At 56.1% G+C, this 15,527-nt stretch carries 15 protein-coding genes, 1 tRNA gene and 1 pseudogene; 6 read left to right on the plus strand and 11 right to left on the minus strand.

The annotated features are described in order from the left end of the window. Nucleotides 1-14 precede the first annotated feature (14 nt). Nucleotides 15-863: an alpha/beta fold hydrolase gene (locus B145_RS0122755; RefSeq protein WP_018610488.1), complete on the plus strand. Its 849-nt coding sequence runs from the start codon at nt 15-17 to the stop codon at nt 861-863. A 143-nt stretch (nt 864-1,006) separates the two neighbouring features. Then, a complete protein-coding gene (locus B145_RS0122760; protein WP_018610489.1) occupies nt 1,007-1,960 on the plus strand; it encodes an SAM-dependent methyltransferase in 954 nt (317 codons plus the stop codon). Nucleotides 1,961-2,143: 183 nt separating this feature from the next. On the opposite strand, the gene B145_RS0122765 is transcribed toward B145_RS0122760, so the two are convergent. From B145_RS0122765 to queA, 7 genes and pseudogenes are all read right to left on the minus strand, one after another. Beyond that, entirely contained in the window at nt 2,144-3,124 is a 981-nt protein-coding gene (locus tag B145_RS0122765; RefSeq protein ID WP_018610490.1) for an alpha/beta hydrolase family protein, read from the minus strand. Between the two features lie 249 nt (nt 3,125-3,373). After that, entirely contained in the window at nt 3,374-4,396 is a 1,023-nt protein-coding gene (secF, locus tag B145_RS0122775; RefSeq protein ID WP_018610492.1) for a protein translocase subunit SecF, read from the minus strand. Nucleotides 4,397-4,414: 18 nt separating this feature from the next. Next, a complete protein-coding gene (gene secD / locus B145_RS0122780; protein ID WP_425425627.1) occupies nt 4,415-5,863 on the minus strand; it encodes a protein translocase subunit SecD in 1,449 nt (482 codons plus the stop codon). Between the two features lie 129 nt (nt 5,864-5,992). Next, nucleotides 5,993-6,256 (minus strand): annotated as a pseudogene (locus B145_RS29720) (protein translocase subunit SecD); the annotation flags it as partial. A 58-nt stretch (nt 6,257-6,314) separates the two neighbouring features. Beyond that, entirely contained in the window at nt 6,315-6,650 is a 336-nt protein-coding gene (gene yajC / locus B145_RS0122785; RefSeq protein ID WP_018610494.1) for a preprotein translocase subunit YajC, read from the minus strand. Between the two features lie 109 nt (nt 6,651-6,759). After that, nucleotides 6,760-7,869, minus strand: a complete 1,110-nt coding sequence (gene tgt / locus B145_RS0122790) for a tRNA guanosine(34) transglycosylase Tgt (RefSeq protein WP_018610495.1) — start codon at nt 7,867-7,869, stop codon at nt 6,760-6,762. After that, nucleotides 7,870-8,895, minus strand: coding sequence for a tRNA preQ1(34) S-adenosylmethionine ribosyltransferase-isomerase QueA (gene queA / locus B145_RS0122795; protein WP_018610496.1), 1,026 nt, complete (start codon nt 8,893-8,895; stop codon nt 7,870-7,872). Nucleotides 8,896-8,948: 53 nt separating this feature from the next. Between queA and B145_RS0122800 the strand changes: the two genes are divergently transcribed. The 3 genes from B145_RS0122800 (at nt 8,949) to B145_RS0122810 (ending at nt 11,358) form a co-directional block, all read left to right on the plus strand. Beyond that, a tRNA-Leu gene (locus B145_RS0122800) sits at nt 8,949-9,030 on the plus strand. A 387-nt stretch (nt 9,031-9,417) separates the two neighbouring features. Continuing rightward, complete coding sequence (locus tag B145_RS0122805) at nt 9,418-9,804, plus strand: hypothetical protein (protein WP_157288597.1); 387 nt, start codon at nt 9,418-9,420, stop codon at nt 9,802-9,804. Between the two features lie 120 nt (nt 9,805-9,924). After that, nucleotides 9,925-11,358: a PIN-like domain-containing protein gene (locus B145_RS0122810; RefSeq protein ID WP_018610500.1), complete on the plus strand. Its 1,434-nt coding sequence runs from the start codon at nt 9,925-9,927 to the stop codon at nt 11,356-11,358. A 488-nt stretch (nt 11,359-11,846) separates the two neighbouring features. On the opposite strand, the gene B145_RS29180 is transcribed toward B145_RS0122810, so the two are convergent. The 3 genes from B145_RS29180 to B145_RS0122825 all read right to left on the minus strand — a co-directional run bounded on the left by B145_RS29180 (nt 11,847) and on the right by B145_RS0122825 (nt 13,862). Then, complete coding sequence (locus B145_RS29180; protein WP_018610502.1) at nt 11,847-12,068, minus strand: hypothetical protein; 222 nt, start codon at nt 12,066-12,068, stop codon at nt 11,847-11,849. Between the two features lie 105 nt (nt 12,069-12,173). Continuing rightward, on the minus strand, nt 12,174-12,968 hold the full coding sequence (locus B145_RS0122820; RefSeq protein ID WP_018610504.1) for a DUF2314 domain-containing protein: 795 nt from the start codon (nt 12,966-12,968) through the stop codon (nt 12,174-12,176). 114 nt (nt 12,969-13,082) lie between these two features. Next, nucleotides 13,083-13,862, minus strand: coding sequence for a DeoR/GlpR family DNA-binding transcription regulator (locus B145_RS0122825; RefSeq protein WP_018610505.1), 780 nt, complete (start codon nt 13,860-13,862; stop codon nt 13,083-13,085). 108 nt (nt 13,863-13,970) lie between these two features. Here B145_RS0122825 and B145_RS0122830 point away from each other — a divergent pair, with 108 nt between their 5' ends. Next, a complete protein-coding gene (locus B145_RS0122830; protein WP_018610506.1) occupies nt 13,971-14,762 on the plus strand; it encodes an inositol monophosphatase family protein in 792 nt (263 codons plus the stop codon). A gap of 78 nt (nt 14,763-14,840) precedes the next feature. Here B145_RS0122830 and adk read toward each other — a convergent pair whose 3' ends face one another. Beyond that, a complete protein-coding gene (gene adk, locus B145_RS0122835; protein ID WP_018610508.1) occupies nt 14,841-15,497 on the minus strand; it encodes an adenylate kinase in 657 nt (218 codons plus the stop codon). Nucleotides 15,498-15,527 lie beyond the last annotated feature (30 nt).

The following is a 15,527-nucleotide window of genomic DNA, read 5'->3' on the forward strand; positions in this document are numbered from 1 at the left end:
GCTGGGGTGGCATCATGCCGAACTGCGTCATCAAGGATATTCCCGTTTATTATGAAGTTCACGGTGTAGGCCACCCCATGTTGGCCATTCACGGCTGGGGCGTCGATCACCGCCTCATGAAGGGATGCCTGGAAGCTGCCTTCACACACGATACAGGCCACTGGCAACGCATCTACCTTGACCTACCCGGCATGGGGAAAACACCGGGGCAACCCTCAATCAACGGATCGGATGCCATGCTGGACATACTCATGGCGTTCATCGAAAAAATTCTTCCCCAACAGAATTTTGTAGTCGTAGGGGAATCCTATGGCGGCTATCTTGCACGAGGTTTGATCGCCAAACTCAGGGACAAAATCGACGGCGCATGCCTGATTTGCCCCCTGGCAAATCCCGAGACCCGCTTGACAAATGCTCCACAAGCACAGGTTCTAGAACGCGATCCAGTATTGCTCAGCCATCTCACAGAAGCCGAACGCAATGCGTTTGGTTTCGTAGCAGTACGTCAGACCTCCGAATACTGGGAACGCTTCCGGGACAACGTGCTGCCAGGATTGCAACTTGCTGACCAGATCTTCCTGGAAAAGAGCCTGGGGCAAAAAGTTCCATTCAGCTTCGCCATTGACCAGATCAACACACCATATGCCAAACCAATGCTCATCCTAATGGGAAGACAGGATCATATGGTCGGCTACCGGGATCAATGGGCCATGCTGGAAGCCTACCCCCGCGCCAGCTTCGTCATTCTTGACAAAGCCGGGCATGCCCTTGAAAGCGAGCAATCCGGGCTGTTCCGCACACTGACCCAGGAGTGGCTCGAACGTGTCAGCACAGAGCATGACAAAAAGGTGAAGCGGCCCTGACTCCGGCCAACGCCCGTACCCCCTTGCGGCAAAAACGATTGACGGAGATGGTCAACAAACGGCAAGCTCTGTACAGTATTGTGCAATTTTCCAAACACAAACTTACCTAAATAGCTAATGCCACACCCGCAAACGGATTGCACATGACCCACACACCCCATAGAGACGACACGCCATCTGGCAAGCATACCCGCCTGATCTCCCACGGCCCCGAAGCAGACCATGCCTTTGAAGCCCTGCTCGAATCCCATCGCGCACGCATCCAAGGCCTGGGTGATCTGCCCAATGCCACCGTGGCCCAGCAACTTGAATTGCTCGAACAACTGGCAGAGTTTGAATTGGGGCGTTTCCTGCTGCAAAACCGGGGGCTCAATGCGTATTGGACTCACCATCTGGTCACCTACCCCGCGCATGCCAAAACCTTGGAATTCAGCAACGATCTGCATCGCCTGATCTATGACAGCTTACCCGCCGTGCTTGCCACACGGGAACGCTTCGGCATCTTCCGCCAGCAGTTGCAGGCACGGCTCACCTCCAAGCAACACCTGGCTTCAATCCCCTGCGGCCTGATGGGCGATCAACTGATGCTCGATTACACGCAGCACTCGAACATCAATCTGCTGGGCGTAGACCTTGACGAAGAAGCACTGGATGGCGCGCAAGTTTTAGCGCAAGAGCGCGGTCTGGCCGACCACCTATCCCTCAGGCATGCCGACGCCTGGGCCTTGAACCTGGACAATGAAATCGACCTGCTCGCCAGCAATGGGCTCAACATCTACGAACCGGATGATGCAAAAGTCATCGATCTATATCGGGTTTTCTTCAAGGCGCTCAAACCCGGTGGCACCCTCGTCACCAGCTTCATGACCCCGCCCCCGCTGCTTTCCCCGGATTCACCGTGGAAAATGAACCTGCTGGAGCCCAAGATGCTCGGCGTACAACAGGTATTGTTCACGCGCATTCTGGATGCCAAATGGAACGTCTTCCGCACCCACGCACAAACCCGGCAACAACTCGAAGCCGCCGGATTCGTGAAAATTGAATTCATCGACGACCACGCCAGCCTCTTCCCCACCGTACTGGCAAGCAAACCGTAAGCACCAATATGTAGCCCGGATGAGCCGCATCGCGGCGTAATCCGGGTATGCCAACCATGTAAGGCGAATTGACTTCTCGACCCACGCAGGCAAGTCGTTAACGAGAAAATGCGCGGGTTACAGCTACCCCCGGGATACATCTGCCTGGCGGGGGCGCACAAAGTGCTCTCTCTACCAAGCGTTCTATAGGTACTCACGCAAGAAGCGTAGTATTTCTGCCTCAATCTTTTGGTGAACTGCAGCACGGTCGACACCGGCTTCATCCTTGCAGATGAGCGGGTAGCTTGCGCTGAGTGTGCCTGGACACAGATCGACGAAAACGAAGTGCCTCCCCGGCAGAGTAAGGGTTTGCGGCGCCGGGTTCATACCTTTAGCAATGACTTCTGAATTGTGTGGGGCGCTCAAATAAGAGTCATCCTGTGGGCGCATCAACAGCGTAGGAATGTGGATAGGCGCCAGTCCTTTGGCATTGAACATTACCGCAAGCGGGTCGATCAGTATGAGCGCCTTCAGACGCGGCTCAACGAGCGGCTTCCAAGTAGAGAGTTCCCCGACTTGCCCCTCAACGTATTGATCACCACAGCTAGCAAAGTCTTGTGGTTGGTTACGGCAATAGCGATCCGCCTCATTGAAATCAGGTTGCGCGCCAACCAGGATCAGTGCAGTGTAGCCCCCTGCAGAATAGCCGATCATGCCGATACGCGTGGTGTCAGCCTGTCCAGCAAATCGTGCGTCTTGTAAAAACGCCTCAAGCGCCGCCTGTGCTTGGCGAGGGCGCTCCCTCAAGACCTTGATTTGACTGTATGCTGCTGGGGTCGTGGCGGAGTCACCATAATGCGTTGGCGCCACCACGATGAAGCCATTACGTGCCAACATACTTGCTAATTGGCGGTGGCTGAGCGGAGACCCCAGGTGGCCGTGGGATAGCAGCAGAACCGGAAATTTTTGCCCTGCCACGCCTGGCACCTGCAAGCTGGCCTCGACCGTGTAAGGCCCCGCCTGCCAAGCGACTTCCGGGGCTTCAGTCGGGTAGAAGACCATGACATCGGCCTGAGTGGCGTTCGTCGCAGTAATGCGAGCAACGCCCGCATGATATAGGCTTGGTTCAGCCTCAGCCAGTTGAATCGTGCATCCCAGGATGATGGCGTAGAACCATTTGCGCATAGCACGTCTTCCACAAATGAAGGCAAGTCAGTGTACGCTCACAGTAAAGCCCGAACAAGCCGATGAGCTTGCTACTTGTTGCGCATACGTTTCAGCAGCTCATCGCGCAATGCCGATTGTTTGACATGCCGCCCTTCTGCGTTGGCCTGCGTATTCTTGGCCGCCAACGCATAAGACGGATCAGTTGTTCGCAATAAAAAAGCCTCCATTTCTGGAGGCTTTTTTGAGGATCGAAAAGAAGCGGGGGTGTCAGACGACAGCTTCTTCCTTGGCCTTTTGCGGCTTGATGAATTGCTCGCGGGAGACGCCGAACCACATGACTAGCGGGCAGGCCACGAGCACGGAGGAGTAGATCCCGAAGCAGATGCCGATGGTGAGCGCGACGGCGAAGTAATGCAGGGTGGTGCCGCCGAAGAAGAGCATGGAGAGCACCATGATCTGCGTGCAGCCGTGGGTGATGATGGTCCGCGAGATGGTGCTGGTAATGGAGTGGTTGAGCACTTCCGGCACACTCATACCGCGCTTACGACTGTTGCGGAAGGTTTCACGCACACGGTCGAAGACCACAACGGATTCGTTCACCGAGTAACCGAGCACAGCGAGCACCGCCGCCAGCACCGGCAGGGAGAATTCCCACTGGAAGAAGGCGAAGAAACCCAGAATGATGACAACGTCGTGCAGGTTGGCGATGATGGCCGATAAGGCAAAGCGCCATTCGAAGCGGACTGCCAGATAAAGAACGATCCCAATCACCACCACAAGGAGCGCCATGCCGCCGTCACTGGCGAGTTCCTTGCCGACCTGCGGGCCAACGAATTCCACGCTCTTGACGAAGGAGATTTCCTTCTTGTCCGCGCTCACGCAGGCCTGCTTGACAGCTTGCACACCTTTGTCATTGACTGAGGTGGAAGAGGTCACCGAGCCGCTGGAGAACTTGCACGCCTGATCATACACAGTGTTGGCCAGGGATGCGGCTTTCTCGGTGCCGGCACGGTTGGGCACGCGGATGATCACTTCCTTGGACGAGCCGAAGGTTTGCAGCTGGATATCCGGGAAGCCGCCTTTTTCCAGGGCATCACGCAGAGGGTCGATCTGCGGGGCTTCCGTGTAGGTCAGTTGCATCACGGTGCCGCCGGTGAATTCCACCGAAAAGTGCAGCCCATTGTAGGCCAGGAAGAAGACAGCCAGCAGGAAGGTGATAGCCGAGATTGCGTTGAAGATCAACGCATGCTTCATGAACGGCCAATCGCTTTTGATACGGAATAATTCCATTTTCTTTTCTCCGACAGCTTAAACGCCCGGTTTCCACACCTGGCCGATGGCCAGCTTGTCGAGCTTGCGGCGGTAGCCGTAGGCAAAGTTGATGATCATGCGCGAGACGAGCACGGCGCTGAACATGGATGTCAGAATCCCCAGGCAGTGCACCACGGCAAAGCTCTTGATTGGGCCGGAGCCGAATGCCAGCAGGGCGATACCGGCGATCAGGGTGGTGACGTTCGAGTCCAGAATCGTGTTGAACGCCCGTTCGTAACCGGCCAGGATCGCGGCCTGTGGCGTGGCACCGTTGCGCAATTCCTCGCGGATACGTTCGTTGATCAGCACGTTGGAGTCAATTGCCATCCCCAGTGCCAGCGCGATCGCCGCAATCCCTGGCAGGGTGAGCGTGGCCTGGAAGAGCGAGAGCAACGCAACCAGCAGCAGCACGTTGGCGCTCAGGGCCATGGCCGAGACGAAGCCGAAGAACATGTAGTAGATGCACATGAAGGCGGCAATCGCCACGAAGCCCCAAAGCGTCGAATCTTTGCCCTTCTGGATGTTCTCAGCCCCGGCGCTTGGGCCGACCACGCGCTCTTCGATGATATCCATCGGCGCGGCCAGCGCACCCGAGCGGATCAGGATCGCCAAGCGGTTGGTTTCTTCGGCAGAGAAGTTACCGGTGATCTGGAACTGGCTGGAGAATTCACCCTGGATAGTCGCCACCGAGATGGCCTCGCCCTGCCCCTTTTCAAACAGGATGATGGCCATGCCCTTGTGGATATTCTCGCGGGTGATGTCGCGCATGATGTGCCCACCAGCGGCATCCAGTGTCACCGACACGGCCGGGCGCTGGTTGTTGTCAAAGGTGGAGGCAGCCTTGACGAAGCGATCGCCCGTGAGCACCACCATCTTCTTCACGACAACCGGCACTTGCTGGCCATTGCGCATTTCCGGGTACACGTCGGTTCCGGGCGGCGGGTTGAGCGGATCAGTGCCTTCAGCCGCCATGCGCACCTGCAGGGTGGCGGTACGGCCGATCAGGTCCTTGGCCTTGCCCACGTCCTGCACACCGGGCAGTTCGACCACGATACGGTCTGCGCCCTGCTGCTGGATGATCGGCTCGGCCACCCCGAGTTCGTTGACGCGGTTGTGCAGGGTGACGATGTTCTGCTTGATTGCGTCTTCCTGAATCGTTCTGCGTGCCTGCGGCGAGAAGCTGCCCACCAGCAGGAAGTCGGTGCCTTCCTCACGGGTGGTGAAGAGCAGGTCGGTGCGCGAATCGCTGATCGTGTTCTTGGCCTTTTGGCGATCGGCATCGCTGCGCAGACGGACCACCAGGTTGTCACGCTCACGCGAAACACCGCTGTAGGCCACTTTCTTTTCGCGCAGCAGGGTGCGCAGGTCGCCCGACGTGGAATCGAGTTGCTTGGTGATGGCACCATTCATGTCCACCTGCAGCAGGAAGTGCACCCCACCGCGCAAGTCCAGGCCCAGATACATCGGTAGCGCCTGGATCGAGGTCAGCCAACTTGGGCTGGCCGAGAGCAGGTTCAACGCCACCACGTAACTTGGTTTTTGGGGGTCTGGGTTCAAGGCGTGTTCGAGCGCATCCTTGGCCTTCTGCTGGGTGTCGACGTCCTTGAAGCGGACGCGCAGGCTGGTTTGATCGCGCAGATAGCCATCATTGGCGATCTTGGCGTTCGTGATGATGTCCAGCACCTGCTTTTCAAGGTCTGCATCCACTTTGACAGTAGAGCGTGCAGACGACACCTGCACGGCGGGAACCTCGCCGAAGAAGTTCGGCAGGGTATAGAGCAACCCGAAGATCAGCACCAGGCCGATCATCAGATTTTTCCAGAGCGGGTAACGATTCATGATCAGGAAGCGAGAAGGATTAGGTAAGCCGGTGCCCGCAGGCGCCCGGCAACGCACATCAGGTGTTCTTCAACGAACCCTTGGGCAGAACCGTGCTGATGGCAGATTTCTGGATGGAGAGTTCAACGCCATTGGCCACTTCGACCTTGACGAAATTATCCCCCACGTGGGCGATGGTGCCTGCGATACCGCTCTGGGTGATGACTTCATCGCCCTTGGCCAGTGCTTCGAGCAGTGACTTGTGTTCCTTGGCGCGCTTGGACTGCGGGCGGATCACCATGAAATACATCACCACACCCATCAGGACCAGCATGAACAACGGGTTGCCAAAAATACCAGGATCGGCAGACGGGGCGCCCGCAGCTTGGGCGTAAGCATCAGAAATCAGGAACACTCTTTTATCTCCGGAAAAGGGTTATCAGAACCCATTCACATTCTAAACAGTTGAACAAGCTCCAAGGGCGCGAGTATAACAGGCCCTATATGGGGTCATTCGTTCAAACTCAAACCCCGCGACTGCGTTGGGCAGCAAAACGCTGCTGAAATTCCACAAAAGCATCGGCATCGATGGCCGCGCGCATCTCCCGCATCAACTGCTGGTAGTAATACAGGTTGTGAATCGTCATCAGGCGTGCGCCCAAAATCTCATTGGCACGGTCCAGGTGGTGCAGGTAGGCCCGTGAAAAATGCCGACAAGTGTAGCAGCCGCAGGCTTCGTCAAGCGGCCGCGTGTCTGACTTATGACAAGCATTGCGGATCTTGAGGTTGCCCCACTGGGTAAACAACCAGCCGTTGCGGGCGTTGCGGGTAGGCATCACGCAATCGAACATGTCGATGCCTTGCGAGACGCCGTACACCAGATCCTCCGGCGTCCCCACCCCCATCAGGTAATGCGGTTTATGTGCGGGAAGGCGGGGGCCGGTGTAGGCCAGGGTGCGGTAGAACTCTTCCTTGGGCTCGCCCACCGACAGGCCGCCGATGGCAAAACCATCAAAATCGATCTTCGACAAGCCCGCCAGCGATTCGTCGCGCAGCGTCTCGTGCATGCCGCCCTGCACAATGCCGAACAGCGCATTGCGGTTCTCCAGCCGGTCATGCTCGTCACGCGAGCGCTGCGCCCAGCGCAGTGACAGGCGCATCGACTTGGCCGCTTCATCCACGCTTGCCGGGTAAGGCGTACATTCGTCGAAAATCATCACGATGTCGGAATTCAGCGTGTGCTGGATGCGCATCGATTCTTCCGGGGTGAGGAAAAGCCTCTCACCATTGATGGGGGAGGAGAATTTCACCCCCTCTTCCGTAATCTTGCGCAGCGCCCCCAGTGAGAACACCTGGAACCCGCCCGAATCGGTGAGGATGGGCTTCTGCCACTGCATGAAGTCATGCAGCCCGCCAAACGCGCGCATCACCTCCAACCCCGGGCGCAGCCACAGGTGGAAAGTGTTGCCCAGGCAGATCTGCGCGCCGATGTCATCCAGCTCATGCGGGCTCATCGCCTTCACGGTGCCATAGGTGCCCACCGGCATGAACACCGGTGTTTCCACCACCCCATGCGCCAGCTGCAGGCGCCCTCGCCGTGCGCCACCGCACGTCTTCAAAAGTTCAAATTTCATCTATTTTTGGATATCCAGAAACATTGCATCGCCGTAGCTGAAGAAGCGATACTGCTGCGCCACCGCATGGGCATACGCCTCGCGGATCGTCTCCATGCCCGCCAGCGCAGACACCAGCATCAGCAAGGTCGACTTCGGCAAATGGAAATTCGTGATCAAGGCATCAATCACCCGGAAACGATAACCCGGCGTGATGAAGATCCCCGTCTCCTCGCACCCAGCCCGCAGTTCCCCACTGTGCGCAGCAGACTCCAGGGCCCGCAGCGCCGTCGTCCCCACGCTGATCACCCGCCCACCGCGTGCGCGAGCCTGCGCCACCGCCTCTACAGCCTCGGGCGGCACACAATACCACTCCCGATGCATCTGGTGGCGAGACAGATCATTCTCCCGCACCGGCTGGAAGGTTCCTGCCCCAACGTGCAAGGTCACAAACGCCCGCTGCACCCTGCGTGCATCCAGCGCCGCGAACAGCGCCTCATCAAAATGCAGCCCAGCCGTGGGGGCGGCCACGCTGCCCAGCTCCCGCGCATACACCGTCTGGTAACGCGCCTCGTCCGACTCTGCCGCGCTGCGCTCAATATAAGGCGGCAGCGGCAACTTGCCGAAGCGCTCGATATAGTTGACCGCCGTATCGTCCGCCGGGAAACGCAGATGGAAAAACTCCCCCACCCGCCCCAACACCTCCGCCTCAAAGGCATCGGCCAGCCGCAGGCGCGAACCCGGCTTGGGTGACTTGCTGGCTCGGATCATCGCCAGCACCTCATGGTCGCCCAACGGGCGCTCCACCATCACCTCCACCTGCCCGCCCGTCTCCTTCTGGCCGAACAGGCGGGCGTGCAGCACCCGGCTATCGTTAAACACCAGCAGATCATGCTCACGCAGCAGGGTGGGCAAATCCCGGAACACCCGGTCGACCAAGCCCCCGCCCTGCACATGCAGCAGGCGGGAAGCGCCACGATCCGGCAAAGCCGCCTGCGCAATCAGCTCCGGCGGCAACAAATAATCAAAATCTTCAAGGGTCAGCATTCAAACAACTTGATAAAGGTGTATTCTTCGGCAATAATACACCTCCTTCCTGTGCCGGGATGGCGGAATCGGTAGACGCAGCGGATTCAAAATCCGCCGCCGAAAGGTGTGAGGGTTCGAGTCCCTCTCCCGGCATATCCAACAGGAACCCGAATACAGCAAGACATTGCCTCAAAGCCCGCTCCCAGCGGGCTTTTTTGTATCCAACCGCAATCAAGCCGCCGCCAGACAGATCACCGCTGCGCAAGCACCCCGGCGATCCCCCTTAATCAAATCCCCGGCCTTCACCCGCAACAAGAGCGAGTCCCCCTGCCCTGCGCGACCATCCCCAAGCAGCAGACCAGCGCCACAACCACCAGATCATCCAACAGAAACTCAAGTACCGCCGAAGCCCACAGGCGCCCAAACCTTGCCACAGCCCTTGAGTGAGCCCCCTCGGCCAAGCCCTCCCGCCCTTCCCGCCCAAAGCCAGCACCGCCGTAGCCGAAGCATCACCCTCCCTTTGCGCTGGGCCAGTCTGACGTGCGAGTGCCTCTTCTTGGGGCTGACAAGCTCAAACCGCTCCTGCATAGCCTATGCGAAACAATTCCCGAGGGGCTGGACGAAAAGACCCGCAGCCAGCGGATCAAACAGATTCAGATGGAACTGGACAAGGCCAAGCAGGAAGAGAAAGCCCTGATCTGCGAACAGGAAGCCCAAGGGCAGGACGTCACCCGAAGGCCAGACGCCCGGCCTGAGATTGTGCTGGCATTGGCGATCTCAGCCAAGCCTGTAAAGACTCCTGTAACCAGAGACGCCCGAAAGGGCATAAATGCATTCAGGCGAGCATACCTGAAAGTGCACTCTGGCCTTTACACGCCCTTTGTGGGGCGTTTTTTATGGCGGAACGCTATGCAAAGTGTGGGGTAGTGCGTTGACCGCCAAAGAAAGAGAGGCGTAAATTCCTGTCGAGGTCTACGCAAATTAGTGAAATCCGTTGGGTCTCCGAGCCATCTTCTTCACATTTCAAAGAGTTTTAGAAAGCACTTCATGAAAAAGAATTTTTTAGGCTACTACCCACCGACTCAAGAACAGTATAAAAAACTATGGAATACGGGACTGATCGTCTTAGATGCTAACGTCTTACTTAGCCTATACCGACTCCCCACTACGGCAAGAGAGGATCTATTAAAAGTTCTAGAGTCGTTGAAAGAACGACTGTGGATTCCTCATCAAGTAGCGATGGAATTCCAAAGAAATCGATTAACAGTTATTGCGAGTGAACGCAAGACAACCGAGGACGTTCTTAAGGAATTGCAAGGGCTTGTAGCGTGCGCCAAAAATAAAGTCAATGCCTTAGAGCTTGATAAACGAAACCTTTCAATTGAACCAATACCATTACTAGATGAGCTAGAAAAAGCCAACAACCAACTTGTAACAGCCATTCAAAAAGCACACGACTCCCTTATAGACATTTCAGCTAATGACCCTATCAGGGAGAAGATAGACACGATTCTTTCTGGCCGAGTTGGTAGTGGCCCACGAAATCAGGATGAACTAGATAAACTAACACAAGAGGGAGAAGATCGGTTTGCGAACAAAATCCCCCCTGGATTTGAAGATAGTAAGAAAGGAAACAATCCAAACGATGCAGGTTTTGTGTTCGACCACATCAAATACCAAAAAAAATTTGGCGACCTTATTCTTTGGAGACAACTCATACAACACACAAGAAAAAACAGTAAGAAAGAAGTATTATTTGTCACGGCTGACAACAAGGCTGACTGGTGGTGGAGAGAGCAAGGCAAAACCATAGGGCCGCATCCAGAACTTAGTCGAGAAATTGCGAGGGAAGGAGGAGTTGAACTTTTTTGGATGTACTCGTCTGATCAATTTCTAGACCAAGCCACCCATTATGCATCTGCGAACATAGATAAAAACTCTGTCAACGACATTAGAGAAACCAGCCTCGCCCTCGTTCAGGACTATATACGAGCGGTCAGTGAACGATCAAGCAATACTCAGTCCAGATTCCTCAACTCAAACACCATAGCTGAAATAATACTAGAAAAATCCAATGCCTTAAAATTAGATTCATTTGAGACCCGCGCTATTTCCAGCGTAGAAAAATGGCTAAAATCCAGAGGAATTGTTATCTCACCTGCAGAACTGGAAGATCCATCTCTATACCTATCGGTGGTTGGTGATGAATTGCATATATACAAAATATCTGCAGCATATAGCTTTGAGCAGATTATTGAAGAAATACACACAGACCCACGCCTTCTCAAGAAATCATTCCAATACGAACAGTTTTGCCTTATTTTTATCCTAAAGCCTAGCGACAATTTCTCAGAAGAAGCAATTTCATTAATGCAAAGAAGAATAACAAAAACAAAGAGGGTATTGTCATTTCTTAATGACGTTAAGATAATCATAGGGGTGGTTGCAGACTCTCAGTTCATCCCACTCCATACAACGTAGCCATGCTTTTGCAGCAGGGTTATCTTCATTTTTGAGGGCCGTATTGTCTTGCCACTTTTTGATGGCGTGCTGCACGGTAATCGATAAATTTGTTTTACAACAAAGGACTTGGCACAAACCTACGGCTCCTCGTGCACCCCGTCATCGCTGAAACAGCAGTAAAACAGGATTGACCTCAGGGCAATCACGGAGGATATGCCACCGTAACTTATAACTTTACGTCCATAGCATGCAACACCTTCAATGGACGTGTAGCGTGGGGCGTTCTCGAACAAGTCGCCCCTCCATCGACTACACCAATCTGCGCAGATGCGCCCACCTCGCCTACTTCTTCCGTCCCCTCTGTTTTCTCCACCGATCTGGCTCAATGGCGTTTGACAAAATCATGCGCCAAAAGGATGTCGCTCGAACGGCCTACCTGAATTTGGCCGTGTAGCTTAGTGATATGACGAAAGGCCTTTTGGCATGGGTACACAGGGCTGCGGCCACTACAAATCGGCTTGCCCACGTTTGGCCTCTTTTCTTTTCACTCTCGCATCAATTTCTGCGCCAAGCGCAAAAAGAATGGCGGCGATGATCAGGCCGTACACAACCCACGCATACTGCTCAAGTGTCATGGCAAGGAATTTCCACCAAAACAGGGCGGCAAGCAGGATGGCGCCCCCTATTGCATATAGGCCGTAAGCTATGTATCGGAGGAAGCTGTGCATGGTTTTTTCCTACACAAAGCACCTGTCGGAGCCTGCGTTTCAACAACACAGGAAAAACAAAGGCCTGTGGATGAGGATGCGATACAAGTACGTGGGCGCCAGGAGTCAGCCTGCCAAAGCAGCAATGATGCGGGGCCAGCCCATGGCTTTGGCGAGATCAAGCGCGGTGCGCCCGTCCGGGGTTTTCAGCAAGGGGTCAGCTCCATGCTTGAGCAGCAGCATGACCGGGGCATGATTACCGGCGAGTGCCTCGCGGTGCAGCATCGACCAGCCTTCGGCATCCACAAAGCGGACATGGGATGAATCGGCCTGCAAGGCTTCTTCGATCTTCTCTTTCATGTTTTCGCTCATGGGATGTTCGGGCAGATCAGGGTTGGCATCCTGCGCGTTTTGTTCAAGCCGGGCGGGTGGATTGCCATTGCCATATTGGGCGATGAGCACGCTGCCAGGTGCGCCGAACTCCAGCCCCCAGGCGGCGTCGTGGTCGGCACGTTCGGCCTCGGTCATGCCCGCACGGATCACGTCAACGGTGAATCCGCCATAGGCCTGATCGCCGAGGCTGTACATCCAGTCCTGAATTTCTTGGAGCGGCGCGGAAACGGCATCCCCTTCCTGCACCGTGCTGACCCATTCGGGCGAATTGACCAGGATACCGCTGACGGTGATGCCGTCAAACTGGATGTCGCTGATCCACATGTGTTCCACGGGCGGGGCATCTTTTTGCCTGCTATCTGTTTCGAATGCGATCTTGACGGCGGCAAAACCCAAGCCAGGAACAATCCTGCGGTATTCCCAGGACAATTCGCGCCAGAAAAACTTGAAGGTGTTGCGGGCATGGGACACTGCCCGTTGCATGGCGGCTTCGCCGTGATCAAAAGAATAAATAGGGGATGTGCTCATGGGCCTCAGATTCCAGAATGAATGGGGCTGCAAGACAGGGGCAGTACAACAGGCACAAGTGTCATAAGCCTCTTCGCGTGGTGCAAGCCCACTTGTCTGAAAGCGGTCTGGCGCTCAGCCCTGCTCGGCAAAGCGAAGATCCATACCCCGTTCCAAAAACGGCGCGGTCTTCTCCTGGGGGATGTCATGTTCCACCACCAGCGTGGTGATGTCCTCACATGAGGCGACACGGTATCTTGCAATACTCGGCACCTTGTCTGAGGTCATCGCCACAATGATCTCATTGCTCCGCCCGGCCACGGCACGCTTGAATTCGCTATCTTCGTGGTCAAAGATGGTCAAGCCTTCGACGGCATCCAGCGCGCAGGCGCCCAGGAAGCATTGGTCAAAGTACATGTTCTCGATCTGCTGGAGCGGGGTAATCCCCAGCGCGCCGCCCACCTGAATTTGCACACGCCCGCCCAATATCACCACTTCATGCTTCGCTGTTTTCATCAGTTCCAGCGCAATGGCGGGCGAATTGGTCACAACCGTTAGCGACAGGTTCACGGGAATCGCCTTGGCTATCGCCAGGTTTGTAGTACCTGCGTCAATGAACACGCAGCCCCCATCGCGGATGAGCTGTGCGCTGGCCTTGGCAAGGCATTCCTTGCTGGCGTTGTTTTCTTCGACACGCGTGGCAAAACTGGGCGAAGCATGCGAGATGCTGACCGCGCCGCCATAGACCCGTTTGCAGATGCCTTCCTGCGCCAGTTCCTGCAAATCCCGCCGTATCGTGTGCTCCGACACCTGCAGCTCCTGCGAGAGCTTCACACACACCACACGACCTTCCTTGAGGAGCAAGTCCCGAATCAGGGCTTGTCGCTGCTCAGGAAAGGCTGCATAATCGAGCATAATCAATCCTTAAATATATCAACATCGAGCAACACAGGCGGAGTAAATCGTTTTGCCAGGGTTTTGTCAATACATTGGCACAGCGCTTTTCATCCTAGACTTGCACCCATGATTCAAGAGCTTCCCACGATCACCTTTTTCCACACCCTTGCCGATATTGCGGGCAAGGAAGCGCTTCGCCGGTTTCGCTCGAATCAGGCACTGGAGGTCAGTTCCAAATCCAAGCGGGGCATGCCGTTTGATCCGGTCACGGAAGCCGACCAGGAAACAGAACGGGTGATGCGTGAGCACATTCTCAGCCGCTACCCCTACCACGCCATCAGTGGCGAGGAATTGGGGCTGACTGGCGGGGGCCCCATCCAGTGGCAACTGGACCCCATCAATGGCACACGCGCATTTCTCTGTGGGCTGCCGGTATGGGGCACCTTGATCGGCCTGCTCCACAATGGCCGCGCCAAAATGGGCATGATGACGCAGCCATTTACCCGCGAGCGCTTCTGGGCGGACGGTAAGATGGCTTGGCGCCGGGGGCTCAACAGCAACGGCATGCTCATGACCCGCAAGAACATTCCGCTCAACCAGGCGATTCTGCATACCAACTCGCCTGAGCTGATTGACCACGACGCCTATCTGCGCTTCAAGGAACTCTCGAAACTCTCGCTGATGACCCGCTATGGCGGTGAATGCTATGCCATGGCCATGCTGGCCGCAGGGCACATTGATATCTGCGTGGAATACGCACTCAAGCCTTACGACATCGCCGCCTTCATCCCCATCATCGAGCAGGCAGGCGGGGTTGTGACAACCCTGAAAGGCGAACGCCCCGAGGCGGGCGGCCAGATCTTGGCAGCAGGGTGCGCACGCATTCACGAGCAGGCACTGAAGATTCTGAATGGGTGAGCTGCACCTTTGCTGAACACCATCATCGCAAATAGAAAACGGGGCCGCAGCCCCGTTTTCTATTTGGCATAATTTCTATCAGCCTTCCAACGCAGCAAATGCCTTGGCGGTGATTTCTTCCACCGGGCCTGTGCCGGCAATCTTGGCGTAACGCGGTGCGGCTTTATCACCCGTGGCGGCCCAGTCGCCGTAGTATTTCACCAGCGGCTTGGTTTGGGCGTGGTAGACGTCCAGACGCTTCTTGACGACTTCCTCCTTGTCGTCATCGCGCTGCACCAGCGGTTCGCCAGTCACGTCATCCTTGCCTTCCACCTTGGGCGGATTGTATTTGACGTGGTAGGTACGGCCAGATGGCAGGTGAGCACGGCGCCCGCTCATACGCTCAATGATGGCAGCATCGGGTACATCGATTTCCAGCACCACATCCAGCGCTACGCCGGAGACCTTGAGAGCGTCGGCTTGCGGAATCGTGCGTGGGAAACCATCGAACATGTAGCCCTTGGCACAGTCGGGCTGGGTGAGGCGCTCCTTGACAAGCCCAATGATGATGTCATCTGACACCAGTTGCCCGGCATCCATCACGGCCTTGGCGGCCAGCCCCAGCGGGGTGCCTGCCTTGACGGCGGCACGGAGCATGTCGCCCGTGGAGATCTGGGGAATGCCATAGCGCTCGGCGATGAATTTGGCTTGTGTGCCCTTGCCTGCTCCTGGCGGTCCCAACAGAATCAAACGCATGTTTTGTCCTCCCAATGTAGGTGATACGGC

The organism is Uliginosibacterium gangwonense DSM 18521 (assembly GCF_000373965.1).
Lineage (GTDB): Bacteria > Pseudomonadota > Gammaproteobacteria > Burkholderiales > Rhodocyclaceae > Uliginosibacterium > Uliginosibacterium gangwonense.